Annotated in this window: 32 protein-coding genes; 12 read left to right on the top strand and 20 right to left on the bottom strand. The window is 61.4% G+C overall.

The features are described 5' to 3' along the window. Positions 1–20: 20 nt before the first annotated feature. The 7 genes from kynU to dksA all read right to left on the bottom strand — a co-directional run bounded on the left by kynU (position 21) and on the right by dksA (position 5,590). Positions 21–1,238 (bottom strand): kynureninase, encoded by a 1,218-nt coding sequence (gene kynU / locus VR863_RS14195; RefSeq protein ID WP_324829118.1) that lies wholly within the window; start codon positions 1,236–1,238, stop codon positions 21–23. Further along, positions 1,231–1,881 (bottom strand): arylformamidase, encoded by a 651-nt coding sequence (gene kynB / locus VR863_RS14190; RefSeq protein ID WP_324829117.1) that lies wholly within the window; start codon positions 1,879–1,881, stop codon positions 1,231–1,233. Before kynB ends, kynU begins: the two co-directional genes overlap by 8 nt. Continuing rightward, the gene (locus VR863_RS14185; protein ID WP_324829116.1) at positions 1,878–2,669 is read right to left on the bottom strand and encodes a tryptophan 2,3-dioxygenase; all 792 of its coding nucleotides are present in this window, start codon (positions 2,667–2,669) and stop codon (positions 1,878–1,880) included. The genes kynB and VR863_RS14185 overlap by 4 nt, the downstream gene beginning before the upstream one ends. Positions 2,670–2,705: 36 nt before the next feature. Continuing rightward, the gene (locus VR863_RS14180; protein WP_324829115.1) at positions 2,706–3,125 is read right to left on the bottom strand and encodes a DUF4112 domain-containing protein; all 420 of its coding nucleotides are present in this window, start codon (positions 3,123–3,125) and stop codon (positions 2,706–2,708) included. A 5-nt stretch (positions 3,126–3,130) separates the two neighbouring features. Further along, positions 3,131–4,591, bottom strand: a complete 1,461-nt coding sequence (locus VR863_RS14175) for an ABC transporter substrate-binding protein (RefSeq protein ID WP_324829114.1) — start codon at positions 4,589–4,591, stop codon at positions 3,131–3,133. 48 nt (positions 4,592–4,639) lie between these two features. Then, a complete protein-coding gene (locus VR863_RS14170; protein WP_324829113.1) occupies positions 4,640–5,002 on the bottom strand; it encodes a PilZ domain-containing protein in 363 nt (120 codons plus the stop codon). Between the two features lie 129 nt (positions 5,003–5,131). Then, positions 5,132–5,590: an RNA polymerase-binding protein DksA gene (gene dksA / locus VR863_RS14165; RefSeq protein ID WP_324829112.1), complete on the bottom strand. Its 459-nt coding sequence runs from the start codon at positions 5,588–5,590 to the stop codon at positions 5,132–5,134. Positions 5,591–5,877: 287 nt separating this feature from the next. Here dksA and VR863_RS14160 point away from each other — a divergent pair, with 287 nt between their 5' ends. Next, positions 5,878–6,207, top strand: coding sequence for an SEL1-like repeat protein (locus tag VR863_RS14160; RefSeq protein WP_324829111.1), 330 nt, complete (start codon positions 5,878–5,880; stop codon positions 6,205–6,207). Positions 6,208–6,211: 4 nt separating this feature from the next. Here the strand turns inward: VR863_RS14160 and VR863_RS14155 are convergent, their stop codons facing one another. Genes VR863_RS14155 through VR863_RS14135 form a run of 5 tightly spaced genes read right to left on the bottom strand, consistent with a single transcriptional unit; the run spans position 6,212 to position 9,458 of the window. Beyond that, a complete protein-coding gene (locus VR863_RS14155) occupies positions 6,212–7,348 on the bottom strand; it encodes a GNAT family N-acetyltransferase (protein ID WP_324829110.1) in 1,137 nt (378 codons plus the stop codon). Continuing rightward, a complete protein-coding gene (locus VR863_RS14150) occupies positions 7,345–8,106 on the bottom strand; it encodes a glycerophosphodiester phosphodiesterase family protein (RefSeq protein ID WP_434784999.1) in 762 nt (253 codons plus the stop codon). The genes VR863_RS14155 and VR863_RS14150 overlap by 4 nt, the downstream gene beginning before the upstream one ends. Then, positions 8,090–8,545: a RidA family protein gene (locus VR863_RS14145; RefSeq protein ID WP_324829108.1), complete on the bottom strand. Its 456-nt coding sequence runs from the start codon at positions 8,543–8,545 to the stop codon at positions 8,090–8,092. Before VR863_RS14145 ends, VR863_RS14150 begins: the two co-directional genes overlap by 17 nt. Beyond that, positions 8,542–9,171, bottom strand: coding sequence for an HAD family hydrolase (locus tag VR863_RS14140; RefSeq protein WP_324829107.1), 630 nt, complete (start codon positions 9,169–9,171; stop codon positions 8,542–8,544). Before VR863_RS14140 ends, VR863_RS14145 begins: the two co-directional genes overlap by 4 nt. Next, positions 9,168–9,458, bottom strand: a complete 291-nt coding sequence (locus VR863_RS14135) for a DUF3572 domain-containing protein (protein ID WP_324829106.1) — start codon at positions 9,456–9,458, stop codon at positions 9,168–9,170. The genes VR863_RS14140 and VR863_RS14135 overlap by 4 nt, the downstream gene beginning before the upstream one ends. Before the next feature lie 51 nt (positions 9,459–9,509). Between VR863_RS14135 and VR863_RS14130 the strand changes: the two genes are divergently transcribed. Further along, positions 9,510–9,878: a response regulator gene (locus VR863_RS14130; RefSeq protein WP_324829105.1), complete on the top strand. Its 369-nt coding sequence runs from the start codon at positions 9,510–9,512 to the stop codon at positions 9,876–9,878. Here VR863_RS14130 and VR863_RS14125 read toward each other — a convergent pair. Next, positions 9,875–10,480 (bottom strand): Pycsar system effector family protein, encoded by a 606-nt coding sequence (locus VR863_RS14125; RefSeq protein WP_324829104.1) that lies wholly within the window; start codon positions 10,478–10,480, stop codon positions 9,875–9,877. The two genes, VR863_RS14130 and VR863_RS14125, sit on opposite strands and share 4 nt — an antisense overlap. Positions 10,481–10,596: 116 nt before the next feature. On the opposite strand from VR863_RS14125, the gene VR863_RS14120 reads away from it, so the two are divergent. Together VR863_RS14120 and spt are read left to right on the top strand one after the other, a co-directional pair. Then, positions 10,597–10,839: an acyl carrier protein gene (locus VR863_RS14120; protein WP_324829103.1), complete on the top strand. Its 243-nt coding sequence runs from the start codon at positions 10,597–10,599 to the stop codon at positions 10,837–10,839. Further along, positions 10,839–12,089 (top strand): serine palmitoyltransferase, encoded by a 1,251-nt coding sequence (gene spt, locus VR863_RS14115; RefSeq protein WP_324829102.1) that lies wholly within the window; start codon positions 10,839–10,841, stop codon positions 12,087–12,089. Before VR863_RS14120 ends, spt begins: the two co-directional genes overlap by 1 nt. Positions 12,090–12,140: 51 nt before the next feature. On the opposite strand, the gene VR863_RS14110 is transcribed toward spt, so the two are convergent. After that, positions 12,141–12,986 carry a sterol desaturase family protein gene (locus tag VR863_RS14110; protein WP_324829101.1) on the bottom strand — a complete coding sequence of 282 codons (846 nt, stop codon included), beginning with the start codon at positions 12,984–12,986 and terminating at the stop codon, positions 12,141–12,143. 49 nt (positions 12,987–13,035) lie between these two features. On the opposite strand from VR863_RS14110, the gene VR863_RS14105 reads away from it, so the two are divergent. Then, a complete protein-coding gene (locus VR863_RS14105; protein ID WP_324829100.1) occupies positions 13,036–13,722 on the top strand; it encodes a Crp/Fnr family transcriptional regulator in 687 nt (228 codons plus the stop codon). 2 nt (positions 13,723–13,724) lie between these two features. Here the strand turns inward: VR863_RS14105 and VR863_RS14100 are convergent, their stop codons facing one another. Continuing rightward, positions 13,725–14,366 carry a YqaA family protein gene (locus VR863_RS14100; protein WP_324829099.1) on the bottom strand — a complete coding sequence of 214 codons (642 nt, stop codon included), beginning with the start codon at positions 14,364–14,366 and terminating at the stop codon, positions 13,725–13,727. A 230-nt stretch (positions 14,367–14,596) separates the two neighbouring features. On the opposite strand from VR863_RS14100, the gene VR863_RS14095 reads away from it, so the two are divergent. The 3 genes from VR863_RS14095 (at position 14,597) to VR863_RS14085 (ending at position 16,735) form a co-directional block, all read left to right on the top strand. After that, positions 14,597–15,562 (top strand): IS1595 family transposase, encoded by a 966-nt coding sequence (locus VR863_RS14095; protein WP_324829098.1) that lies wholly within the window; start codon positions 14,597–14,599, stop codon positions 15,560–15,562. A 467-nt stretch (positions 15,563–16,029) separates the two neighbouring features. Further along, positions 16,030–16,593, top strand: a complete 564-nt coding sequence (locus tag VR863_RS14090) for a winged helix-turn-helix domain-containing protein (RefSeq protein WP_324829097.1) — start codon at positions 16,030–16,032, stop codon at positions 16,591–16,593. Further along, positions 16,586–16,735 (top strand): hypothetical protein, encoded by a 150-nt coding sequence (locus VR863_RS14085; protein WP_324829096.1) that lies wholly within the window; start codon positions 16,586–16,588, stop codon positions 16,733–16,735. Before VR863_RS14090 ends, VR863_RS14085 begins: the two co-directional genes overlap by 8 nt. Here the strand turns inward: VR863_RS14085 and VR863_RS14080 are convergent. Continuing rightward, the gene (locus VR863_RS14080) at positions 16,727–17,197 is read right to left on the bottom strand and encodes a DUF4760 domain-containing protein (protein ID WP_324829291.1); all 471 of its coding nucleotides are present in this window, start codon (positions 17,195–17,197) and stop codon (positions 16,727–16,729) included. The two genes, VR863_RS14085 and VR863_RS14080, sit on opposite strands and share 9 nt — an antisense overlap. Positions 17,198–17,768: 571 nt before the next feature. Between VR863_RS14080 and VR863_RS14075 the strand changes: the two genes are divergently transcribed. The 4 genes from VR863_RS14075 to VR863_RS14060 all read left to right on the top strand — a co-directional run bounded on the left by VR863_RS14075 (position 17,769) and on the right by VR863_RS14060 (position 20,894). Continuing rightward, positions 17,769–18,233: a hypothetical protein gene (locus tag VR863_RS14075; protein ID WP_324829095.1), complete on the top strand. Its 465-nt coding sequence runs from the start codon at positions 17,769–17,771 to the stop codon at positions 18,231–18,233. 281 nt (positions 18,234–18,514) lie between these two features. Next, positions 18,515–18,973 (top strand): DUF2793 domain-containing protein, encoded by a 459-nt coding sequence (locus tag VR863_RS14070; protein WP_324829094.1) that lies wholly within the window; start codon positions 18,515–18,517, stop codon positions 18,971–18,973. Between the two features lie 191 nt (positions 18,974–19,164). Beyond that, positions 19,165–20,274 carry an OmpA family protein gene (locus tag VR863_RS14065; RefSeq protein ID WP_324829093.1) on the top strand — a complete coding sequence of 370 codons (1,110 nt, stop codon included), beginning with the start codon at positions 19,165–19,167 and terminating at the stop codon, positions 20,272–20,274. A gap of 92 nt (positions 20,275–20,366) precedes the next feature. After that, complete coding sequence (locus VR863_RS14060) at positions 20,367–20,894, top strand: superoxide dismutase family protein (RefSeq protein ID WP_324829092.1); 528 nt, start codon at positions 20,367–20,369, stop codon at positions 20,892–20,894. Between the two features lie 11 nt (positions 20,895–20,905). On the opposite strand, the gene VR863_RS14055 is transcribed toward VR863_RS14060, so the two are convergent. From VR863_RS14055 to hslO, 4 genes are all read right to left on the bottom strand, one after another. After that, on the bottom strand, positions 20,906–22,501 hold the full coding sequence (locus VR863_RS14055; protein ID WP_324829091.1) for a spinster family MFS transporter: 1,596 nt from the start codon (positions 22,499–22,501) through the stop codon (positions 20,906–20,908). A gap of 4 nt (positions 22,502–22,505) precedes the next feature. Further along, positions 22,506–23,222 (bottom strand): 7-cyano-7-deazaguanine synthase QueC, encoded by a 717-nt coding sequence (gene queC / locus VR863_RS14050; RefSeq protein ID WP_324829090.1) that lies wholly within the window; start codon positions 23,220–23,222, stop codon positions 22,506–22,508. Positions 23,223–23,262: 40 nt separating this feature from the next. Then, on the bottom strand, positions 23,263–23,652 hold the full coding sequence (locus VR863_RS14045; protein ID WP_324829089.1) for a hypothetical protein: 390 nt from the start codon (positions 23,650–23,652) through the stop codon (positions 23,263–23,265). Between the two features lie 113 nt (positions 23,653–23,765). After that, complete coding sequence (gene hslO, locus VR863_RS14040) at positions 23,766–24,668, bottom strand: Hsp33 family molecular chaperone HslO (protein WP_324829088.1); 903 nt, start codon at positions 24,666–24,668, stop codon at positions 23,766–23,768. Positions 24,669–24,701 lie beyond the last annotated feature (33 nt).

The raw sequence follows: 24,701 nt of genomic DNA, 5'->3' as shown, positions 1-24,701 counted from the left end.
AGGCGGGCGTCGAGGCCGGGTTAGGTGACCGCAGAGCGTTCGCGAAATTCATCGCGCCGCCACTCGCCGCTTTCCAGCACCTCTGCCACATGCCGCGCGGCTTCGGCCATATCCTCGAACCGCAGATAGGCGGGCGCAAATCCGAACCGCAGGATGTCCGGTTCGCGGAAATCCCCGATCACCCCGCGCGCGATCAGCGCCTGGCAAATGGCGTACGCTTCTGGGTGGCGGAAGGACAACTGGCTGCCGCGCTGCGCGGGGTCGGCAGGGCTGACGAGGTCGAGCGCGACATCGCGTTCCCGCAGGCACTGGCGGAAGAATTCGGACAGCGCCTGCGATTTGGAATGCAGGGGTCCGATGCCGATTTCCGCGATCAGGTCCACGCCCACTTCGAGCGCCGCGACCCCCAGGATCGGCGGAGTGCCGCACAGCAGCCGATCGACGCCAGGGGCCGGTGTGTAATCGTCGCTGAAGGCGAACGGCGCCTGGTGCCCCATCCATCCGGTAAGCGGTTGCTGCAACGCATCCTGATGCCGTTCGGCCACGAACGCATAGGCGGGCGCCCCCGGTCCGCCGTTGAAATACTTGTACCCGCACCCGACTGCGAAATCGGCACCGCATTCCCCCAGATCGACGGGCAGAGCACCGCCCGAATGCGACAGATCCCAAAGGACCAGCGCGCCGGCATCATGCGCCGCGCGGGTCAGCGCCGGCATATCGAACAGTTCGCCGGTCTTGTAATGCGCATGGGTCAGCAGCAGCAACGCGACATCGCCATCCAGTGCCCCCGCGATCGCGTCACGCGGGGCCAGACGCCGGGTCGCAAGGCCCTGTTTTTCAAGCCCTTCGATGATGTAGAGATCGGTCGGAAAATTCCCCGGTTCGCTCAACACCGCCTTGCGTCCGGGGCGCATCTGCAACGCGGCGGATATCAGCTTGAACAGGTTCACAGACACGCTGTCGCACACGATCACTTCGTGGGATTTGGCCCCGATCATCGGCGCGATTTTCGCCCCGACGCGCTGCGGCATGGCGATCCAGCCGGCGGTGTTCCAGCTGCGAATCAGGTCCTGGCCCCACTCTTCGCGAACCACCTTTGCAAGGCGCGTGGGCGTTTCGCGCGGCAGGCAACCGAGCGAATTTCCGTCAAGGTAGATTACCCCTTCGGGCAGGTCGAAACGGTCCCGGTATCGGGCCAGCGGATCGCCCACATCGAGTGTTCTTGCGCGCTCAATCATCGACCAGATCCCTCAGTATGGCGCGGCACAGGCCTGCATCGCCCCCGGCAATCTTCAACGGCAACGCTATCAGTTCGTATCGCCCTTCGGGAACGCCATCGAGCACCAACCCTTCGAGAATCCGCATGTCGTGCGCCAGCACGGCCTTGTGGGCGTCCATGGTCTTGGAATCCTGCGGATCGACGGAAGGGGCATCGGTCCCCACCAGTTTGACGCCTTGCAGGGCCAGCCAGGCGATGGCGTCTGCAGATATGGCCGTGAAAGTGCTGTCCCATTTATCGTGCGGAAAGGCATCGAATGTCCGGAACAGCACGCGATCCGCGCTTTCGATATGCGGCAGATCGCCGACGTCGATCCTGCCCCCGGCGACCTGCGTCGCGTCGATCACAAGGCATTCGCCGATATACGGATCAAGTTCGACGGCGGCGATATCGTCGGCGTCGGCGGCGTAATGCAGCGGCGCATCGCCGTGCGTTCCCGAATGCGTGCTCATGGTCATCCGGCCGACGTTGACGGGCGATCCGTCCTCCATCCGCCAGCTGCGCTCGAACATGAACGCGGTATCGCCCGGCCAGACGGGCAGACCGGGGCGCAGTGTCTGGGAAATATCCCAAATCCGCCGCCGCGAACGCCACGAACTCATAATGCGGTCCTCACGCTCAGCAATTCGGGGAAGAAGGCCTGTTTCAGAACGCCGGCAAGATAAGGCACGCCGGGTGTTCCCCCCGTTCCGGTCTTGAAACCGATGATACGCTCCACCGTCTTCAGGTGTCCGAACCGCCACCGCTGGAAATGGTATTCCAGGTCCACCAGCTTTTCGGCGAGTTCGTACAGGTCCCAATGTTCCCTGGGATCGCGGTAAATCTGTGCCCACGCCGCCTCGACTTCGGGGGAATGGTCCCACGGTTCGCCAAGCGGCCGATCCAGCACGGCATCGGTGATCGCAAACCCGCGCCGGGCAAGCAGCGCCACGGTTTCGGCATAGATGCTCTTGCGGGCAAGTTCGCCGCGCAGTTCATCCGCCACCTGCGGGGTCGCATCGTGCATCGTGACCATCTGCGGCTTACGCCCGCCCAGCAGAAATTCCATCATCCGGTACTGTGCCGACTGGAAGCCGGACGAGCCCCCAAGATGCGGGCGAATGGTGGAATAATCATGCGGGGTCATCGTGCTCAGAACATCCCAGCTCTGGATCAATTGGACCTGCGCGCGCGCCACGCGGGCCAGCATCTTGAACGCAGGCCGCAGGCGGTCTTCGATGATGCAGGCGCGTGCCGCGACCAGTTCGTGGATGCACAACTTGAGCCAGAGCTCGCTGGCCTGATGGACGATGATGAACAGCATCTCGTCGTGCGCGTCCGAAGTGGGATGCTGCGCCGACAGGATGCGGTCGAGATCGAGATAGGATCCGTAGGTAACGTTTTGCGCCATGGCAGATGCCCTAGCGCGCATTCGTTGCGAGCGAAACTACCCCTCGATCCCGCGCGTCGCGGGGTGATGCTTGTCGAGGTGCTTCTTGACGATTTTCAGGTTGCGCGTGTTCGACCGGTAAACGAAGTCGAACGCGTCGCCGACAAGGGGAACGGCACCCAGCGCGCTGTCGAAAGCGACATTGCCCGCCATGCGCCAGAGCTTCCACTTCGGCAGCCCCAGATTGCGCGCTTCCCAGACCATGTAGGCGCCAAGCACGGCTGTCACGACATCGCCCAGGACCGGCACAAGGCCGATGATCGAGTCGAGGCCGATGGGGTATTTCGTGCCCGGCAGAACGAAGCTTCGTTCCAGCAATTGCTCCATCGCCTCGATACGCTTTCGAATGGACAGCGGATCGGTGCCGGTTGGAAGATCCAGCCCCATGGGGCGCGCACGATTGGTCGGCTCGGTCATGGACCCTAGATGGGCGCTCTGGAAAGCGGGAACAAGGGATGGACGTTCCAGCCGTTCTCCAGAAAGCCGTTGATGTCTCCGCGCACCAGCGACCAGCGCACCGGGGCACCCAGAGGGATGTAGAGGTTGGTGGCCAGCAAGGTCGTTTCCGCTTCCGCCAGAAGCGATGCCTCTTCCGCCGCGTCGCTGGCATCGACGCCAAGCGCGACCAGGTAATCCGCATCGGTCGAACACACCTTGCGCGAAACCTGGCAGTTGAACTGGTTGAGGAACCAGCGCGCGGCGCCATAGCGGGCGACCCTGTCGCGCAGCATGAGGTCCGCCGTTTCTCCTGGTCCGGCGCGCCGGACCCCCACGCCGATCGCCGCGAAATCGCGCGCAAGTGCGTCGAACAGGAGATCCGAACCCGGACCTTCCGGCAAGGCGATGCCGAGATTGGGGGCCGCCCCGTTGGCTGCGCGCCATTGGGCAACGCGGGCGGACGCCCGCGCACGGCGATCGGCAATCCCGATATCTACCCAGCGTTCACCCACCGTCCCCGTATCCCCGGGGAGGCCGGCAGCCACGATCCGCGTGGTGGGCACCCACCCGCCGATATTGAACGCCTGCATCAGGTTGTTCCGGTCTATCGCCAGCGCCAGCGCTTCCCGGTTTTCAGGCGTAGCGAGAAACCCCGTGGGGCGAACGACATCGAGCCCGAACAGGCCCATCGCCGCATCGAGCCTGATAGTGCCGCGCGTCAGGGGCCCGGAATCCGCCAGCGGCAAGGTGGAAAGCCGGCCACCGAGGACGATGTCGAACCGACCTTGCGCGAAACCTTCGGTCGCGGCCGATGCGTCCACCGCATCCACGCGCACGGTGGTCACCACGTCGTCCCAATTGGGCTGCATCGGCAGCCCGCGCGCTTCGGGTGGCATCGGATCGAGCAGGAACGAATCGCCCTGCGCGGTCGCCGCCATGGGGCCAAGACTGGTCTTGTCCAGCGCAAGGCCGAGTTCGGGCTGTGCCAGAAGTTGCAACAGGTCGGGCATCGGGCTGGCGAGCCGGATTTCGACCACCCGCCCGGTCATCGCACGGATATCGTTCACCTTGGCAAGATCGAGCCCGAGCGAGGTTCCCTGCAGACGCCGGAGTGTGCGTCGCAGGCTGTCGCGCACCACCTGCGCGGTCAGGCGGGTACCGTCGGGCAGATCGAATTCGCGAATGCGGAAGATGTAGCTGGCACCATCGTCGGTAACGATCCAGCGTTCGGCAATCGCGGGGACCACGGCCCCGCCTGCATCCAGCCGGACCAGCCCCTGTGTCTGCGCCGCGCGCAAATGCTGCCCCGCATAGGCCAGCCGAAGGCCATCGGCTTCAAGATCGCCGGTTTCGCCGATGAAGGCCACGTCGACGACACCATCGTCGATCCCGCCGCTGCAGGCGGCAGTTGTTAGGAGCAGAAAAAAGGTGGCGGCCAATCGCATGGCAACGTGCCTAGCAGGACAGCAGTGCCCCGTCAGCCGCGGTTTTCGTCAGATCGCGCGCATGCCCTGGCCGCTCCCGCCCACACCGATCGGGCGCGTGTACCGCGGCGACGCGCTTTCGCCGGTCTTCACCGCCGGGCGCGCAAGCAAGGGGTCCACTTCGGTATCGAACGCAACACCGAACCGGTTTCCCTGAACCCAGGCGACAACACCCCTTACATTGCCGACGTTACGCAAAGTCACCGTGACACGATCGCCGCGCGCCGTGGCAAGCGCGCCTTCGGCCATCATGCCCCCGGCCGAGAGGTTGCGAACCTTAACCTTTGCGCCATCGGCCTGGCCGTCGACCACCAGTTCCGCAAACAGGAACAGGCTGTCGCGCGATACATTGCGGGTATCCACTGCAGACATTCTGGTCGCAAGCTCCTCTTCGCGGGCGCATTCCGTCAAAAGGGAATGGCGTTCAGGAAAAGACCCTGACGCCGCCGCCTGAAAATGCGGTAAAATTTCAGGGTAAATTTCGCGGAAGGATTTTCGCGATCAATCGTCGCGCGAGATTTTCTCGCGGCGCTCATGCGCTTCCTGTGCCTCGACGGTCATGGTTGCCACGGGGCGCGCGATGAGGCGCTTCAAGCCGATGGGATCGCCGGTAACTTCGCAATATCCGTATTCGCCCTGATCGATCCGGCGCAGCGCGGAATCGATCTTGGAAATAAGCTTGCGCTGGCGATCGCGGGTTCGCAGTTCGATCCCCCAGTCGGTTTCCGACGATGCGCGATCGTTAAGGTCCGGTTCGCGGATCGGGCCATCCTGAAGAGACTGGAGCGTCTGGCCCGCAGCATCGTGGATGGATTTTTTCCAATCCAGCAAAAGCAGGCGAAAGTAATCGAGCTGACGTTCGCTCATATACTCTTCGTCTTCGCCGGGGACGTAGTCAGCACCGACCGCAGCGCGGGCCTTTGCCAGTTTTTCCATGTCGCTTGAAGCCGTTGAGGCCATTCGACTCTCTCACCCATAAAACCCAAATCGAAAGGGCAAACACGTCCCGCGAGTCCGAATTTTTCCGGCACTCCCTCGCCCTGATTGGCGGCCCTATACGGAAGGCCCCAAGCGCATACAAGCGCCAATCCAGTCAGCGAATTGTTTCCTACACAACCGTTGCAGCGGGGACCGATTCCAGGCTGACCGATAAATTAATCCGGCCCCGCGTTAACCTTTTATTGACCATAAAAGGCGACCTCTTTGTTCACCGGCAAGGGGATGCCGGGAACAACGGGGGAAATACAATGGCACTTACCGGTATCGAAGGTGGCGCAGGCAAGGTCGTCCAGGGCAAAGCGGCCCAGGCACTGATCGCAGAATGTCTTGCAGCCTATTCCAATGGCAGCATCGACGCGCTCTATGATCTCGGGGTCGCGTTTTCGACCGGCAGCCACGGCACGAACAGCGACATGATCGAAGCCCACAAGTGGTTCAACATTGCCGCGTCCAAGGGTCATGAAGAAGCCGCCTGGTGCCGCGCCGATGTTTCGGAAGAAATGACAGCCCGCGAAATCGCAGAAGCTCAGCGCCGCGCTCGCGAATGGCTGATCGAGGGCCACCGCAAGGCAGCCTGACGCACTACCCCTTCCTGAACGGGGTCCTGTTGCTCAGGTAATTGCGATCGGCGGCCACGCCAGCGCGTTCGCGCTCGAGAAATTCGGCCACCGCTTCACGAAAACCCGGATCGGCGATCCAGTGCGCCGACACGGTTTCGACAGGCTCATACCCGCGCGCCAGCTTGTGCCCGCCCTGGGCCCCGGCCTCGACGCGGGAAAGACCCAGTTCGATCGCCACGTCGATGGCCTGGTAATAACACAATTCGAAATGCAGGAAGCGCACGTCGCGCGTGCAGCCCCAATAACGGCCGTAGATGGCATCCGCGCCGATAAAGTTCAGCGCGCCCGCGATCGGCGCGCCATCCTGCAAGGCCAGGATCAGCAGGATCGCGTCCCCCATACGTTCGCCAAACAGGTCGAACGCTTCGCGCGTCAGATAGGGCTGCCCCCACTTCCGGGCCCCGGTGTCCTGGTAGAAATGCCAGAAGGCATCCCAATGTTCGGGCCGTATATCGCCGCCGCGAAGCCGCACGATTTCCACATCGGCTTGTGCCGCGGCACGTTCCTTGCGCAGGTCCTTGCGCTTGCGCGAGGCAAGAGTGGCGAGAAACTGATCAAAGCTGTCGAGGCCGCGGTTGCGCCAGTGAAACTGGATATCCGAACGCAAAAGCCAGCCGGCGTCGTCGAACAATCGCTGTTGTCCAGGTTCGATGAAGGTCGCGTGGGCGGACGAAAACCCGTTCTGGGTGCACAATTGTTCGGCCGCCGACAGCAACGGCGCGGCAAAGGCATCGTCCGATAGCAGCAGGCGCGGGCCGGTGGCGGGGGTGAACGGGGCCGCGATCTGCAATTTGGGGTAATAGCGCCCGCCTGCCCGTTCGTAGGCATCGGCCCAGCTGTGGTCGAAGACGTATTCGCCCTGGCTGTGGCTCTTGAGATAGGCGGGCATCGCCGCCAGCAACGGGCCGCCTTCCGTGCCGAGGACGATCGGAACCGACTGCCAGCCGGTTCCCGCCCCGACGCTGCCGGATTCTTCCAGCGCCGTCAGGAATTCGTGGCTGACGAAGGGGTTTTCCGAACCGGCCAGCGCGTTCCATTCGCTGCGGTCGAAAGCGCTGACCGAACCGCCAACCCGTGCAGTCAGATCGGCTTCGCTCATACGATGCCGGCGCCTTCTGCAATCGGCGCATCGGCATACTGGCGTGCCCGCTCCAGCAGTTCGGGCGAATTTACCGTCCAGCTGGTCACCGGCATCCCCGCCTGCCGCAAGGACGCGACCATCGCGTTCGGCAAGGCGGCGATATGATAGGCAAGAAAATCCGGACGCGCGGCCCACAGCGCGGCATGCCGCTGCCATGGCTTTTGCGTGTAACCGTGTTCGTCTTCGCGCATCACCAGGCCGCGCACCGTTTCGGGCGAATTCCGGCGGAACCATGCCGATACACGCGGATCGAAACTCATCACCGCGTGCAGGCCCGCATAGGACCCGAGCGAATCCCGCACCGCGCGGCAGCTTTGGGCGACATCGTATCCGCGGCGCGACTTGATCTCGATCAGGATCGGTACCTTGCCTTCGACAAGCGCGAGCAGATCGTCCAGCCGGGCCAGCTTGTGTTCGGAATCGAGAAAAGCGATCTGCGCCAGTTCTTCGGCCGAATAGCCCGATGTCGGCCCGCGGACCCCGGTCAGCCGATCCAGTTCCCAATCGTGGACCAGCATGGCCGCGTCGTCACGGCTGCGCTGGATATCGCACTCGATCCCGAAACCCCGCTCGATCGCGCCGGCGAACGCGGCGAGCGAATTTTCGGGCACACCATCGGAGTGCAGGCCCCGATGGGCGTAGGTCCATTCGCCCAGCCAACGAACCCGCGCGGGGTCCGGTGGCGGAGCGAGATGCCGGTCAAGCCTTGAGAGCAATGATCGCATCGACCTCTACAGCAGCGTTGAGCGGAAGCACCGGCACACCCACGGCGCTGCGTGCATGTTTGCCAGCGTCGCCGAAGATTTCGACCATCAGATCCGAAGCGCCGTTGGCGACCTTGGGCTGATCGGTGAAATCGGGAGTCGACGCGACGAAGCCGCCCAGTTTCACGAAATGCGCCACGCGTTCCAGAAGCCGCGCCGACTGGAGCTGAGCCAGGATCATGAGCCCGCAGGCCCGCGCCGCTTCCTGACCCTGCTCGAGCGTCACGTCATCGCCCAGCTTGCCGGTCACCAGCTTGCCGTCGACAAAGGGTAGCTGGCCCGAAACGTACGCGGTGTGGCCGTCCACCACCACCGGCTGGTAGCTGGCGACAGGCGCAGCCGCATGGGGGAGTTCGATTCCCAGTTCCTGCAGTCGGTAGGCAACGTTCATGTGGTTTCCTTTTCAAGTTTGCCCATCAGCCACGGCAACGCTTCGTCCCAACGGTCGATGCGGGCGTCGGCGTGGCCCGATTTGTGGGCGCAATCGATGTGCGGAGCGAGCATGGGTTCGCCGCAAAGGTGCAGCGTGGTGATCCCGCCGATGGTTTCCCGGGCGGACCGGTGATGTTGGGCCAGATCGTCGATGAAGATCGCCTGGCTTGGATTGTATTCGTCCAGAATGGCTTGCAGCGCCGGCCCCTTGGGACCCTGGTTGGTGAAGACGCGCGCGTGAAGGCCGTGATCGGCCAGCTGGCGGGTGCGCATCTCCTGTCGCTTGTCGACAAGGTTGGTGAGAATGACGACATCGGCATGATCGGCCAGCGTGTTGATGCCCTCGATCGCGCCGGGAATCGGCGACTGGCGATGCATTTCGGTGTCGAAGAATCCGCCCAGCATGCGCCAGATTTCTTCCGGTGCCAGCACTTCGCCGCTTTCCTGCCAACGAAGCGCGTTGGCGAAATCATTGCCCTCCATGCGGAATTCGACGCCATGCTGTTCGCCCAACCAGTCCCGGAACGGCGAAACCATGTACAACAGAACTTCATCGCAATCGGATACGATCAGCGGGCGGCTCATCGGGCAAGCTCCTTGTGGGCGGAGACGAGCGCTTCGGGCGTGGTGCCCAGCGCATCGGCGGCAAGAACGAGATCGGGTTCGTGATTGGCGAGAAATTCCAGCACGGCACCCTGGACCCCGCGGTCCTCGATCCCGTGGCGAAGGCGTTCCGGCGTGAGGCCGGTCAGCGACAACAGGCGTTCCGCGCGGCGCTCGTCGGCCAGCGCCCACCCCAGCGCTTCGAGCGCCAGCACTTCGGGCGGACGGGTATCAGACCCGGTTGGCGAAGTTTCGCGAATAATTGTCACTTCCCTTCGTTTTCAATATGGCGCCATCGCATGAGCCAAGGAGGCCCGCACGTGGCAAAGAGAATCCTCGTTGTCGAGGACAACGATCTCAACCGGAAACTGTTCTGCGACGTGCTGAAGGCAAACGGCTTTGAAGTCGTGCCCGTGGCCGACGGCCAGAACGTGCTTGCTACGGCAAAGCGATTCGCGCCCGACCTGATCATAATGGACATTCAGCTGCCCAATGTCAGCGGGGTTGACCTGATTGCGCTGTTGAAAGCCGATCCTGAACTGGCCGGCATCCCGGTGCTGGCCGTGACCGCCTATGCCGGCAAGGGCGACGAGGAACGCATCCGCGAAGCGGGCGCGGCCGATTACCTCGCCAAGCCGGTTTCGATCGGGCCGTTCATGGCGGCGGTGCGCGCGCTGCTCCCCGGCTAGGCCGCGTACATTTCGAACAGGAACACGCCGAGCGTGACGAACAGCCCGGCCATGAAAATCTTGTAGGCAAGCGCGAGGAAGCGGTATTTCTTGCCAGCCAGCACCTGGCCGTTCTGGTACATGTCGTGCGCCATCGCGCGGAAAACGGCTTCGTCGGTCTCCAGCTTCTCGAGCAGCTTGTCCTGCCATTCTTCCTCGTCCATCCAGGTGAAGTGCCCGAAGAACAGGAGGTTGGAATTGGCTGCCTTGCCGTCTGGCCGCCCGACCTTGGGCAAGACCGCCATCACCGCACACAGCGAACTGGTGAAGGAGAAGCTGGCCAGGATCATCAGCGATACCGGCATCTGTCCGGTCAGGGCGCGGCTGACGGAAAGCGAAAACACCAGAAACGTCGCGCCCAGCAGGATCGATGCCTTCTGGTCCGCCATCTGGGACAGCTTGAGCGTGCTCATCTGCGCGGTTCGCATCAGGTGGATCGCGTTGTTCGAATAGGTTTTCTTCGGTCGCTCCCCGCCGCTGCCCGATCCCGTGCCCGACGCCGGCTTCGTAATTTTCGAATCGCCCATCCGTTTTCCCCCGCTGGAACAGGTATTTGCGACCATTGAGCCAAGGTGCCACTGCGACCCAAGCTTGACAAGCGCACCCATTGACCGCTTTGCCGCCCATTCATGCACGGCATCCACCGTCCGTGCCGTTACAAGGATTGGAACGCCCCGCCATGGACCGCGCCGAAGTCGACACAACCATCCGTTCGCTGATCGAGCCCTTCAACAAGAAGGGCGTCGCGATCGCAGACGGTACGACATTTGCCAACGATCTCGAATTCGATAGCCTGACGGTGATGGATTTCGTCGCCGAAATCGAGGACGAGTTCGATATCATCATCACCATGAACCAGCAGGCCGAGATCGAAAACTACGGCCAGCTCGTCGACGCCGTGGCCAAGCTGCAGGCCGACTGATGAGCGAAGGTATCAGCCAGCCGGACCAGCCGGTTGCCATGGACGGAGCGGGCAAGGACCTGTTCTCCAAATTCGACGACATCATCGCCATGCGGGAAGGCCTGTTGGCCAGCGGCGTCGAAGATCCGTTCAACCTGGTCATGGAAAAGGTGCTCAGCCCGACCCGCGCGATCTGCAACGGCCGCGAAACGATCCTGCTCGGCACCTACAATTACATGGGCATGACCTTCGATCCCGATGTGGTCGAGGCCGGCAAGCAGGCACTGGCCGATTTCGGTGCGGGCACAACCGGCAGCCGCGTTCTCAACGGCACGTACCAGGGCCACAAGGAAGTCGAGCAGGCGCTCATGGACTTCTACGGCATGGACCACGCCATGGTCTTCTCGACCGGCTATCAGGCCAATCTGGGGATCATCTCCACCATCGCGGGCAAGGGTGACTACATCATCCTCGACATCGACAGCCACGCCAGCATCTGGGACGGCTGCGCCCTGGGCAACGCGGAAGTCGTGCCGTTCAAGCACAACGATATCGAGGCGATGGAAAAGCGCCTTCGCCGCATCCCGGAAGGTGCCGGGAAACTGGTCATCCTGGAAGGCGTCTATTCGATGCTGGGCGATGTCGCTCCGCTCAAGGAAATGGTCGCCATCGCCAAGAAATATGGCGCGATGGTGCTGGTCGACGAAGCGCATTCGATGGGCTTCATCGGCGAGAACGGACGCGGCGTGGTGGAAGACGCAGGCGTGCTGGACGATGTCGATTTCATTATCGGCACCTTTTCCAAAAGCGTGGGCACCGTCGGGGGCTTCTGCGTTTCGAACCATCCCAAATTCGAAATCCTGCGCCTGGTCTGCCGCCCCTACGTGTTCACCGCGTCGCTGCCGCCCAGCGTGGTCGCCACGGCGGAAACCAGCATCCGCAAGCTGATGCACGGTTCGGACAAGCGCGCCCATCTGTGGGAAAATTCCCGCAACCTTCACAAGGGCCTGAAAGGCCTTGGCTTCCAGCTGGGCACCGATGAACCGCAAAGCGCGATCATCGCGGTTATCATGCCCGACCTCGAAAAGGGTGCGGCGATGTGGGAAGCGCTGATCCAGGGCGGGCTGTACGTCAACCTGGCGCGGCCTCCGGCGACGCCTGCGAACATGACGCTTCTGCGCTGTTCGCTGTGCGCCGAACATTCCGAAGAGGAAGTCGTGAAGATTCTCCAGATCTTCGAAACTGCCGGCAAGGCTGTGGGCATCATCTGATTGGCGGGAAGGCGCTGGCCGGGCTGTTTCCGGCCCGGCCAGCGCACCCCATCAGGCGACCTTTGCGGCCGTCCCCTCTCCAACTGGTTCTTCGACGATCCTGTTTTCGGGAAACAGCGGCCACAGCAGCTGCTGGCCCAGCGACGCGGGCGCGAGGTTTTCCACCCCGTAGCTTTGCGGGAAGCTGCGCGTGATCCGTGCCGTGCCGAAAAGCACGTCCCAGAAAAACAGCAGGTTTCCGTAATTTCCCTTGTAGTGGACTGCCGGATCGTCGGCATGGCGACCATGATGGGCATGGTGTGTGGCCGGGGTCGAAATGGTGCGTTCGACAACCCACATCACCGGCGACAGCCACTTGATACGATAGAGCGGCTTGTCCCAGGCCACGTCCGAATGGGCGCCGGTAATAACCAGCAGCTTCACCACGATGTAGCCCGCATAAACCCAGCCAAGACCGAGGTAGATCAGCACGCCCGACATCCACAGGCTGGGCATCATCGCATAATAGATGATGTTGTTCCGGTAGACGAGCCGTACGCTCATGTAGCGCGCGTTGTGATGGGCGCGGTGGAGATTGTAGAGCCACGGAAAGGTGTGGCTGGCGCGGTGCCACCAGTATTGCAGCATGTCGTCCAGCAGCAGGAACATCGCAAGCGCCGCGAACACGTTCAGGTCCGCCAACGCACCCGCCCACTGCGGGGCGACCAGTCCGGCAAGCGTGGCCGAGGTGAACAGCACGGCGGGCTGGGTAAAGCCGAGCAGCACGACCATGCTCACCGCTTCGACGATCCCGTCGTCGCGGACCTGCTCGTTCTTGCTGAACAGGCTCGAACGCCACAGTTCCAGCAGCGCGAAGCCGAGGTAGATGCCGACAATGGCGATGGTCGATGCGGGCATGGGTTCTCTCCTTGTCGAGACGCCGCTTAGCCGATATCAATCACTACAAATGTCCAATTTTTTACATTCTCTGCCGCTTTACCGATCGCTGGGCGCACCCATGCTGTTCGGCGCGCTGGAACCGGAGCTGCAGGCAATCCTGCGCGGCCGGTATCCGGCCCGCGTGTTTGCCGATGGCCAGATGATCCAGTTTCGGGGCGACGAGGCCGACGGGTTCTGGCTGATCGAGGAAGGCGTGGTGCGCGTCGGCCAGTTTCTCGCCGACGGGGACTTCCGCGCTGTGGCGGTTCTCGGTCCTGGCGATTCGTACGGCGAACTGGCGCTGTTCGCGGCGCGGCCCCGGGTGGTCGACGCGATTTCGCGGGGGCAAAGCCGGTTGCGCTTCATCCCCGGCGGCCCGTTTCTTGAGGCGCTGGATGCTCATCCCGCTTCGAACCGCGCCCTTCTGGGGGCGTTGTCCCACCAGATACAGGAACTGCTCACCCTCGTGACGGGGTTGAGGCAGGGCAACAACCCGGCGCGCATGGCGGGCTTGATCGCGAATATGGCGCGCGAAGGATCTGGCACCAACGCGCTGGCCATCACGCAGCAGGAACTGGCCGAACTGATGGGCATCCCCCGCGCGACAGCCAACGCGACCTTGCGCGAACTCGAACGGTTGGGGCTTGTGCGGCGCGGTTATGGCAAGCTGCATGTCCCCGACCAGCAGGCCATCGCCCGGTTTGCGCTGGCCTGAACCTATCCGGGCCGTGCGTCTTCCTGAACCGCGGCACAGCTGGCCGGTTCATCGGCGTCGCCCCCGCCCAGCTGGGTGAGCGCAAGGAAGCCGCCGATCACCAACACCACGAACGCGGTCGTTACCGCGCCCAGATACTTGTCGATCACGCGCTTGATCGGAGCGCCGAACATGCGGAACAGGATGCCCACCGTCATGAAAATGAGCGCGCGTCCGACGAGACTGGCGAGGATGAAGGGCACCAACGGCATTTCCATGAAACCCGCGGTGATGGTCAGCAGTTTGAACGGAACGGGCGTTGCCGCGGCGAAGATCACCGCCGCGATCCCATATTCCTCGAACGTGCATTGCGCGGCGGGGAAACTGGTGGTCAGGCCCAGCAAGTCGATCACCTGCTTGCCGACCGTATCGTACAGCCCCCAACCGATTGCGTAACCGAGCAACGCACCCAGCACCGAAGCCAGCGTGGCGATGGTTGCAAAACGCAGCGCCTTCCTGGGTTCGGCAAGGCACATCAGGCCCAGCAGCGGGTGCGGGGGAATGGGAAAGAAACTCGCCTCGATGAAGCAGAACAGCGCGAGCCAACCCACCGCGTGCGGATGGGCGGCCTTGTCCATCGTCCAATTGTACAGGCTGCGCAGCATCGGGTGCGATCCCCACCGTCCAAGATTGCGGCCGTCAGGCCGCGCCCCTCACGACGAGGCGGCGTTCGCAGCGTCTAGAAAACCTCGACGCCGTTGGCAATCGCCAACGATTAACCTATTTGGCACTTTTTGATTGACATTGTGACACTGTTTGGTTAGACAAAGGCGATTGTATACTTTACAAACCCACGCTTCTGCCCTATAACCAAAAGGGTAAGGAGCAATGAAGAATGTCGGTACTTTCCAGCCCCCATTTCCACGACGAAGCCAAGGCATATGAATACCTTGAGAGCATCGTTTGGGCGAACGGAGTAACCTGCCCTCATTGCGGCGTGGTCGGTGGCCGCGTGTACGATCTAAGCGGCGTTCGCACGAAGCCCTCCAAGAAGCATCCCAAGGGCAAGGTCCGCCACGGCCTCAAGAAGTGTGGCGAGTGCCGCAAGCAGTTCACCGTCAAGGTTGGCACCGTGTTTGAACACGCCCGCCTGCCCCTAACCAAGATGCTCCAGGCTGTTCACCTTATCGTGTCCAGCAAGAAGGGCATCAGCGCCCACCAGCTGCACCGCGTTCTCGAAATCACTTACAAGAGCGCGTGGTTCCTTGCTCACCGTATCCGCGAAGCAATGCGCTCTGGCGACCTTGCGCAGCCGTTCGGTAGCAATGGCGGCGCTGTAGAGGTCGATGAAACCTACATCGGCTTCAAGGGCGGCGTAGCTACCCGTCGCGGCACCGCTCACAAGCGCGCTGTTGTCGCACTGGTTGACCGCGAAAGCGGCCAGAGCAAGTGGTTCCACGTTGCCAACACCAGCGCAACGGACATTCACCCTATCGTGCTCGCCAACATCAGCCGTGAAGCCCGACTCATGACGGACGAAGCCAAGATGTACCGCAAGATCGGCCGCGACTTCGCAGAGCACGGTACCACTACCCATGCCGCGAACCAGTACGTCGATCTAAACGACCGCACCATTCACACCAATACGGTTGAAGGCGCGTTCTCGATCTTCAAGCGCGGTATGCGCGGCGTATACCAGCATTGTGCAGAGCATCACTTGCACCGCTACCTTGCCGAGTACGAGTTTCGCTACAACACCCGCACCGCTAACGGCATTGACGACAGGGGGCGCGCGGTACGCGCGATGGAAGGCATCGTTGGCAAGCGCCTTACCTACGCAAGGCCTGACACAATCAACTAAGCGCGAAGCGAAGCGGCTCAAACACCGTCGCAACAATCAACGCTGGCGCACTAAGCATCGAAGAATCGTAGCGCGATGCAAATTAACTACCGCATGTGACAACGTTATCGCGCAGGTCACAAAACTCGTAACGCACGTAATTCCGCACATTCTGCGGAGAACATCGTTCGAACAGCGGTTTCCCCCGAGAATCCACACAGCCTGTGTGTTTTGTCGGTATCAGCGCTTGACTCTCGTGTCATGGTCAGCCGATATAGCAACGCCTCGGAGGTCTAGTCCGAGGCGTTGGGTTCCATCAGCCGGTTCGTAGGCCAAGACTAACGGGGGTTAAGAAGATGACGATTAGGAGATAGCTGAGGGGCCTACAGAGCCCTGATGTCAGACTATAGGTCCGGCATCGCCGTCCTCGTATCCCCGCGATGCGGGGACGGCTCTCCTATTACCATATAGGTTGGAGCAGTCAAGAAATGGCTACCGAAAATCAATCCACAAACCCTTATGCTGCAGCCCTTGCGGATTTGCGGCGGAAGCGCGCCGAGATTGACAATACGATCAAGGTTCTTGAGGCTATGAGCGGCCTCAACCTGGCAGATGTATCTGCTGCTTCATCGGATTCAGGGCTGCCGGACGCGACTCCCGTAGATGTCGCAGCTGATGGCGAGCCCTTCCTTGGCATGTCCATTGTCGATGCGGCGAAGAAGCTTTTGGTCGCGCGCAATCGAAAGATGGGGAATAAAGAGATCGCGAAGGAGCTGGCTGCTGGCGGGCTTGTCATGAAGTCAGCAGACCCCGTGAATACCGTGGGTTCGGTAATGACGCGCCGCTTCAATCAGGTTGGTGACGTAGTGCGAGTAGGGCGCGGAACTTGGGGGCTCAAGGAATGGTATCCAAACCAGTCTTTCAAGCCTTCCGCCAAGCCCTCAGAACCAGCAGAGACTGTTGCCTCAGATCGCGTCTCGGATTTTGAGGACCGCCACCATGAATATGAAAAATTTATCGGCGATCTTGTCGGGGGTCGAGCACGTGACTGAGCGCGAGAAAAGGCAAGTTGAGAAATTCAAGGAAGCGGCGCGCGAACTTGAGTGCGACGACGACGAAAAGCGCTTTGAGGAGAGGCTTGGGGAGCTGGTGCGGCGCAAAGACTTCAAACACCCAAAGGAGCGTCTAAAATAGCTTCTTGAGCCAAATCTTGCGGCTAGGTGGTCGGTTATTGCGGTCGATCCACCCCGCCAGTACCTCAAACTCTTGGTAAAGTGATTTACGACCCGTCCGCTGCCTCAGCGCATGAATGAAGGGGGCGGCGCACTCCCAATATCGGGAAACCGTTCCGGCACTTTGCATCTTGTAAAAATCAAAATCCATGATGCCGAATTGAATGGCGGTTGAGACGAGTTCGAAATCATTCAGAATCAAGCGTATTGCTTCTAGCTCTTCCGAATGCTCTTGGTCGTTTTCGGCATATTTGGCCAACCCGCCAGGGGCCTTCGCCAATTTGATGAATTTAGTTCGAGCGTCAATCATATCGCTGTCGACATTGTCGATCGCGAGGTGCTCCATTGTCGCCTTGCGCCTAGCGATTGCTCGCTGAGACATAACACCCCATATCGCAACAGCAATCGCTATGGCGGGCAGCAAAACGGCCCCCAATGTCCATACATCAGGGGCCGTAGTTGCGGTGAAATCTATGTTTAGCGCTGGTTTCAGTTACAGACCGCCCCAGCTGTCGAAGCCAATCTTCATATGCATACTTAGCTCCCTTTGTTGCGTGCTTACATATGGACTCAGTGTTGCCGCGGCAAGCCCATATCGGTAGAATGCACTCAATATACTGCGTAGAAGTGAATGCCCTCTTATTCCTGAGTTATGTCTCATTAATGGAGGATTTCCTACTCACCCTCGATCTGCCTACCTGACCGCATGAACGACCGCGAGCGCCAGAACCTGCACCGCTTCATGGGAGCCTTCATCCTCCTGCCCTTGATTGGGTACGGGATTATCCGGCTGCTGTTTTACCTATTGGGTTAGTCGAAACGGCGGTTTTCTGCGGCCTTTGGGCTATGGGTTTGTAAAAGACACAATCGCCTAGACAAAAGGAACATCGCGATAGTGTGATTCGCCAGCCCCCAGGGGCTTGAAGGGCGGCTCGGTCAAGTGGACCGCGCCGCCCTTTCGCGTTTCCGGCTTCGCACAGAGGGAGGACGGGACAATGGCAAAAGGCAAGACCCGCCGCCGCGCCCCAAAGGCGTGGCGCGACATGTTCCTCGCCGAACTGGCGCTGACATCCAACGTAACAAGGGCCGCCGACAAGGCCGGGGTCGATGCGAGCACGGTGTACAAGGCACGGCGCAGCGAACCCGATTTCTACCGCCGCTGGCATGAAGCCCTGGCGGAAGGCTACGACAATCTCGAAATGGACCTGCTGCGGCGCCTGCGGATTGGCGAGCTGACCGGCGGCGGGCCGGCAAAATCTCGCCGCAAATACGACAACGCGATCGCCTTTCGCCTGCTGTCCGCGCACCGGGAATCGGTGGGCCGCCAGAAGGCATTGCGGGCCAACGAGGACGAGGACGCGATTATCGCGTCGATCAACGCCAAGCTGGAAAAGATGCGCCAGCGGCAACTGGCCATCGATGCGGACCAGGATCGCACGGATTTCGATGCCTCAGCGTAGCGTATGGCTCCGTTCGCTGATGGAGCTGAGCGAGGAGGATCGCCTTGCCGAACTGTCCCTGCTCACGCGGGCGGTATGAGGTCGGTATCGGGCCGGTTTCCACGCCCCGGGCCATCTTCACGACCACCGAATCGATGTTGTCATTCGACCAATCGACCGCTGCCCCGCTGCTGGCGGATTACGCCGGCGAGTCCGTTTGGGTCCGGCAAGTCGGTACCTTCGAAAAATCCCGCGCGCTGCTCCTAGGCGCCCTTCCCATTGCCCCCTGAGCGGAGACAAACATGTCCGAACCCATCGAATTCACCGACACGACGCCGCGCCATGGATTGCCCTACCTTATTGCCGGCCAGGTGCAGAAAGAACTGTTCGTAAACGAAAGCCTCGCGCGGATCGATGCGTTGCTGCACCCTGTTGCCACTGCCGTCACATCTTCCCCACCTCCTGCACCGGGCCCGGGCAAATGCTGGATCGTAGCACCCGGGGCGTCAGGCGACTGGACCGGAAAGGACGATTCGCTGGCCTTCTGGGACGGAGCCCAGTGGACGTTTATCTCCCCCCACGCCGGAATGTCGGTCTATGTCGCCGATCGCAGCAGCCTTGCCCTTTACGACGGAGCGTGGCACCAAGCGCAAACACCTCCACTACCGCAAGGTGGAACGACAATCGATGCGCAAGCAAGAACAGCCATTCAAGCAATAGTGGCAGCTATGAAGAGTGTTGGAATAATCTCGGAAAATTAACCGGGAACTGTATACCAAGACCCGCGTTAGCATCGGCATGGAGGGTATCCCTTTCACGTTTCACAAGAATATCGCCCGCAAGAGCGACAAAATTGCAACAGTTTGCGGACATTGTCCGCTTGCCACCCAATGGGCTAAAAGTTAGATATCGCCCACTCGGTGGCTCTTATTCGCAAAAAGGGGAAACTATAATGCGGAATTTCGTCATAGGAATGGCGATGGCCTCGACGGCCCTTGCATCGCCTGCCTTGGCAAAGGACGACAGCTGGTATGTCGGCCTCGAAGGCGGCGCAATGATCGTCGAAGACACGAACTTCGATCGTAACTCCGGCGGTGACGTACTGTCGGTCGATCATGACTTCGGTTATGATTTTGGTGGCTTCGTTGGCTACGATTTCGGCGCATTTCGCGCTGAAGCCGAAGTCAGCTATCGCGAAGCAGACATCGAAGGTCTGAACGTCGGCTCGCTCGGCCTTCTGACCTCGAACGGCAACACCCTGCCGACCGGCATCTACAACACGAGCGGTTCGACCAGCTCGCTTTCGTTCATGCTCAACGGCATGTTCGACTTCGGTCCCGATGACGGCCTTCAGGGCTTTGTCGGCGGCGGTGTCGGCGTTGCCCGTACGAGCGTTGACATCTCGGGTGCCGGTGTAACTGCTCTCGACGATTCCGACAGCGGCATGGCGTGGCAGGTTCTGGCGGGCGTTCGCGCTCCGCTCAGCGACAATGTTGACGTTGGCCTTCGCTATCGTTTCTTCAACGCAAGCGGCGTCAGCCTGGTTGACCTCGCTGGCAACACCGCGAAGGACGATATCCGTAGCCACTCGATCCTGGGTACGCTGACCTACAACTTCGGTGCGCCGGTTGCTCCTCCGCCCCCGCCGCCCCCGCCGCCCCCGCCCCCGCCCCCGCCCCCGCCGCCCCCGCCGCCGCCTCCGGCTGCTGTGTGTGAGCAGGGCCCGTACATCGTCTTCTTCAACTGGGACGAATCGGCGATCACTCCGGAAGCGGCAACGATCCTCGACAACGCGGTTTCGGCCTACGCAAACTGCGGCACTGCTGCCGTGATGCTTGCTGGTCACACCGACCGTTCGGGTACCGTGGCATACAACATGGGTCTGGCCGAGCGTCGTAACGCTTCGGTTCGTGGTTACCTGACCTCGCGTGGCATTCCGGATGGCCGGATTGGCAGCGAAGCGTTCGGTGAATCGCAGCCCCGCGTGCCGACTGCGGACGGTGTCCGTGAACTTCAGAACCGTCGTGTTGAAATCACCTACGGTCCGGGTTCGGGCATGTAAGCTTCGCGATTTCGCGAAAAAGATTGAGGGGCCGGAGCAATCCGGCCCCTTTTTCGTTGCCTAATCGAGAATGCAATTTCCGGAGGATTTCGATGCGTACAACCTACACTCTCGCGCTGGCCGCAGGCCTGGCCCTTTCAGGCTGCACTACGATCGACACCATCCCTGACGAACGCATTGGAACCGCCACGTTGCGACAGGCAAACGGCCTACCCGTTGGAAGCGCCCAGTTGATCAGGAACGGCAATACCATTTCGGTTGCAGTGGCGGTGACGGGTTTGACCGAGGGGCAGCATGGGTTCCATCTTCATACGACCGGTCAATGCACCGCACCCGGTTTCACGAGCGCCGGCGGCCACCTCAACCCGGGCAACAGAACACATGGTTCGCTCTCAACAGGTGGAATGCATTTGGGCGACATGCCCAACCTGCAAGTCGGATCAAATCGCAGCGCGGCCGTCCAGGTCGATCTTCAGGGCGAATCTGACGCGATCTTGGCCGACATCTTCGATGAAGACGGAACGGCTGTCGTTATCCATGCCGGACCCGATGATTATCGCAGCGACCCAGCCGGAGACGCTGGCGCCCGAATTGCCTGCGGGGTGATCGAGGCAGCCTAAGGCCGCGCCGGTCAGGCGATTACTTCACCTGCTTCGCGCGCGCGTTCAACGACGCTGGCGCTCGCCTTTGGTACAAGCCGCAAGGCAGCCACGAGCAGCGCCAGCCCGAACGGTGCCGCCACCAAGGTGGCAAGAACGCCTTTCGCTAGATCATCGCCATTGGTGGCCGATACGTAACCCGCTGTGAACGGCCCCAAGCCAAGCCCGATAAGCGTTGTCGCGAGGAAGAACGTAGCCGTCGCGAGCCCTCGCATGCGGGGCAGGACGAGAGCCTGACTGGAAGCCGCAGCGGCTCCAAGTGCCGATGCGCTGAGCATCTGGGCAAAGAAGCTGGCGATGAAGAAAACCGTGACATCGGCGGTCGTGAAGGCAACCAGCATCGCCGGGATCGGCATCACAAGGCCGAACAGGATCACATACACCCTGCCCTCGGGTCGTTTGGTCAGCAGGAAATCTGCCATCCGTCCGCCGAGGATCACGCCGAGAAATCCGGCCACTGCGGCGGGTGCCCCAAGGAACCAGCCGAGCTCGGATTTGGAGACACCCAGGGCCCTCTCCGCATAGGGCGCGCCCCAGTATGAAACCGCGTAGGCCATGAACGACACCGTGCCGTATCCGAGAATAACGCACAGGAAGGCGGGCGATCCCCAAGTGAGCCGGAACGTGGGCAAATCGCGCGCGCGCAGGCCCATCGCCCAGCTGAATACCGCGTAATAGCCGACACCCAGAAACACCCATTGCTCTACGACGCCCGTCCATTTGGACAGCAGCCAGGCAGTCAGCGCAAACCCTGCAGCGCCCAGCAGATTGACCACTAACGCTCCGCGACCACGCGCTGCTGCGCCGAAAACCGTGAAGGGCGGGATGACCTGGAAAAGTTCGCGCACGAAGCCGCGAAACGGAGCCGGGTCCGAAGGCGTCGGCAGACCATCGATCGCGCCGCGAACAGGCTCACGCAGAGTAAGAACCCACAGCGCCAGAAGCAGGCCCGGTATGCCAACCGCCAGAAAGGCCGCTTGCCAGCCTGCCAGGCCGAGTGGGCCACCGTCGGGATAGGCCGCATTCCAGTTTTCGACAATCAACGCGCCAATGAGCAGCGAGATACCGCCGCCGATGTAGAGGCCCGACGAATAGATCGCGAGAGCCGTGGCCCTCAAGCGGGCGGGAAACCAGTCAGATATCAGCGAATAGGCTGAAGGGCTCGCGGTTGCTTCACCAACACCAACCCCGATGCGCGCCGCCGTAAGCATGGTGGCGTTCTTCGCGAAGCCGGACAGCGCCGTCATGGTCGACCACAAGGCGAGACCGATCGCCATCAGTCTGACTCGATGCCAGCTATCGGCAAGGCGTCCCAAGGGGATTCCAAACAGAGCGTAGAAGACTGCGAACGCAGTCCCGTAAAGAAAGCCGAGATAATCGTCTTCGACGCCCAGGTCGGCCTTGATGTCGTTCGCGAGGATCGAGAGGATCTGCCGATCGATGAAGTTCAGGACATAGATGAGGACCAACACGCTGAGCGCATACCAGCTGTAGGCTGGGACCTTTCCGTCGACTGCACTGTTAGTACCTGAAGATTCAGGAACGGCGTCGGCGGTCTGCTCGGTCAAATCTCTACTCCATCAGCGAAGGGGCGTTCTCGGAATAGGGACTGGTATCGACAAGCCCTGCATCCGCAAAGCCTTTTCGCCGCAAGCGACACGAATCGCACGCGCCGCAAGCCAACCCTTCAGAAGTCGGATCGTAACAGGACCAACTCCATGCCGGATCGAGTCCGAGGCGGTGGCATTCGCGGGCGATATCCGCTTTCGACATATGCTGCAGCGGGGCGTGAATGGTGAACGGATTGCCCTCGACGCCCTGCTTGGTTCCCAGCCGCGCGGTTTCGGCAAAGCTGGCGATGAATTCCGGACGGCAATCGGGGTAACCCGAGTAATCGAGCGCGTTCACCCCGATGAATATGTCACGCGACGCGGCGGTTTCGGCAAAGGCCGTCGTCAACGCGAGAAACACCAGATTGCGCGCCGGCACATAAGTGACCGGAATATCGCCGCCAACCCCATCCTTGGGCACGGCAATATCCGCCGTCAGCGCCGACCCGCCAAACTGGCGCAGGTCCAGCGGAAGAAGGACGTGTCGTTCGACACCCAGTTTCTGAGCGATGGCACGAGCGGATTCCAGTTCCCGGACGTGGCGTTGGCCATAGTCGATGGTGAGGGCGTGAACCGTGTGCCCGCGTTCCAGGGCGATGGCCGCACTGACCATCGAATCCAGCCCGCCGGATAGAAGGACAACCGCCGGTCCCGGCGCCTTTGCATCAATGCTTGTCATGGTCCGTCCCGCTAGGACGGAACGCGGCGCCGAGCAACCGTCAGCCGCACTGTCCGGTTCGGCGCGCTTCGGCGGAAAACTGGAAAGGCTTGCCGTCGGCAATGCCCTGGCTGTCGATCTGCACCAGGCTGGACGTCTCCTTGCGGATATTGGTCCGGCCATATCCGTTGCCGCGGCATGTGTATTGAACCGCCACCTCGTTCGCGCCGTCTTCCACGACGAATCGATTGCAGCCCTTATCCGAATGCCGCAGCTGAATGAATTCACGGCCCCCGCGTACGCAGACCTTTCGCGTGGCGCTTCCGTCCCGGTACCGTACTTCCCAGGCACCTTTGTCCAGACTGTCGAGCATGGCGAGGGACGCCTGGGCGAGCACGGGCGCCGCCAACACCGCCAACGGTGCCGCAATTGCCATCGTGATCTTGTCCATCCGTCTCATTTCATGCCCTTAGCTTGCGTCCCCCAAGGGGAGACTGCGATTCGCATATTCATACATTACACCAGAACCGCGCTTAACCGTTGTATAACAACGACACGCCGCAGTCATTCGATCGCGAACTGCCTGGAACAAAAGGCGCAATCGACCAGAATGATCCCATTCTCGTTCCGCATGTCGTCCCGGTCCGCTTCGGGGAACTTTGCCAGCACCTCGTGGTAATGCTCGACCGAACAGCGGCAGCCGCGTGAGATTGCGGAGCCTTTTTCGACAAGCACTTCGGCCTCCTCGTGGAAGAGGCGCCATACTATGGCTTCCAGAGACAGGTCCGGGTCGATCAGCTCGTCGTGGCGGATAGAACCGCCGAGAATTGCCACATGCTCCCATTCGGGGTGATCGAGGCGGGCATGAATTCGGTCACGGCCTTCTTCGCCATCGGGCAGGTGCTGAAGAAGCATGCCGGCAGCCACGCAGTTCTCGCCGCCCGAACGCACCGCGCACCTGATCAAGGTCGGAACCTGCTCGGACTGGAAAAAGTAACGCTCGCACGCTTCGGACAGACTGTCACCTTCGAGAGGGACAATGCCCTGATACCGGCCCTTGTCACCTGCCATGTCGAAGGTGATCGCCAGATAACCCTTGCCGAACAGTGCAAAGAGCGACGGGTTCGCCCCCAGTTCGGAAAGTCGGCTTTCATCGAAATCGACGTAACCGCGAAGCTCCCCTCCCTTGAAGTCGCACACCAGCAACCGAACGGCGCCGGATTCGGTCTGGGCCTGCATCGTCACCTGCGATCCATCGTTCTTGACCAAACCGCCCATCAGGGCCGCCAGCACGAGGGCTTCGGCCAGGAGGTGGGTGATCGGCGGCGGATACGCATGCGCGGAAAGGATGGTGTCCAGAGTCTTGTCGAGGCGCACCACCCGCCCCCGCGCGCTGCGCGATGCGATGGTGAAGCCAAGCAATTGCCCGGCGAAGGTTTCTTCCGGTCCTGTCGGATTTGTGTTCATCGCGGCCATATGGGGGCGATGGATGCGATTGTC

The organism is Qipengyuania zhejiangensis, assembly GCF_035607565.1.
Lineage (GTDB): Bacteria > Pseudomonadota > Alphaproteobacteria > Sphingomonadales > Sphingomonadaceae > Qipengyuania > Qipengyuania zhejiangensis.
Note: the sequence above shows the minus strand (reverse complement) of the source record. Positions and strands in the feature narration are given on the sequence as shown.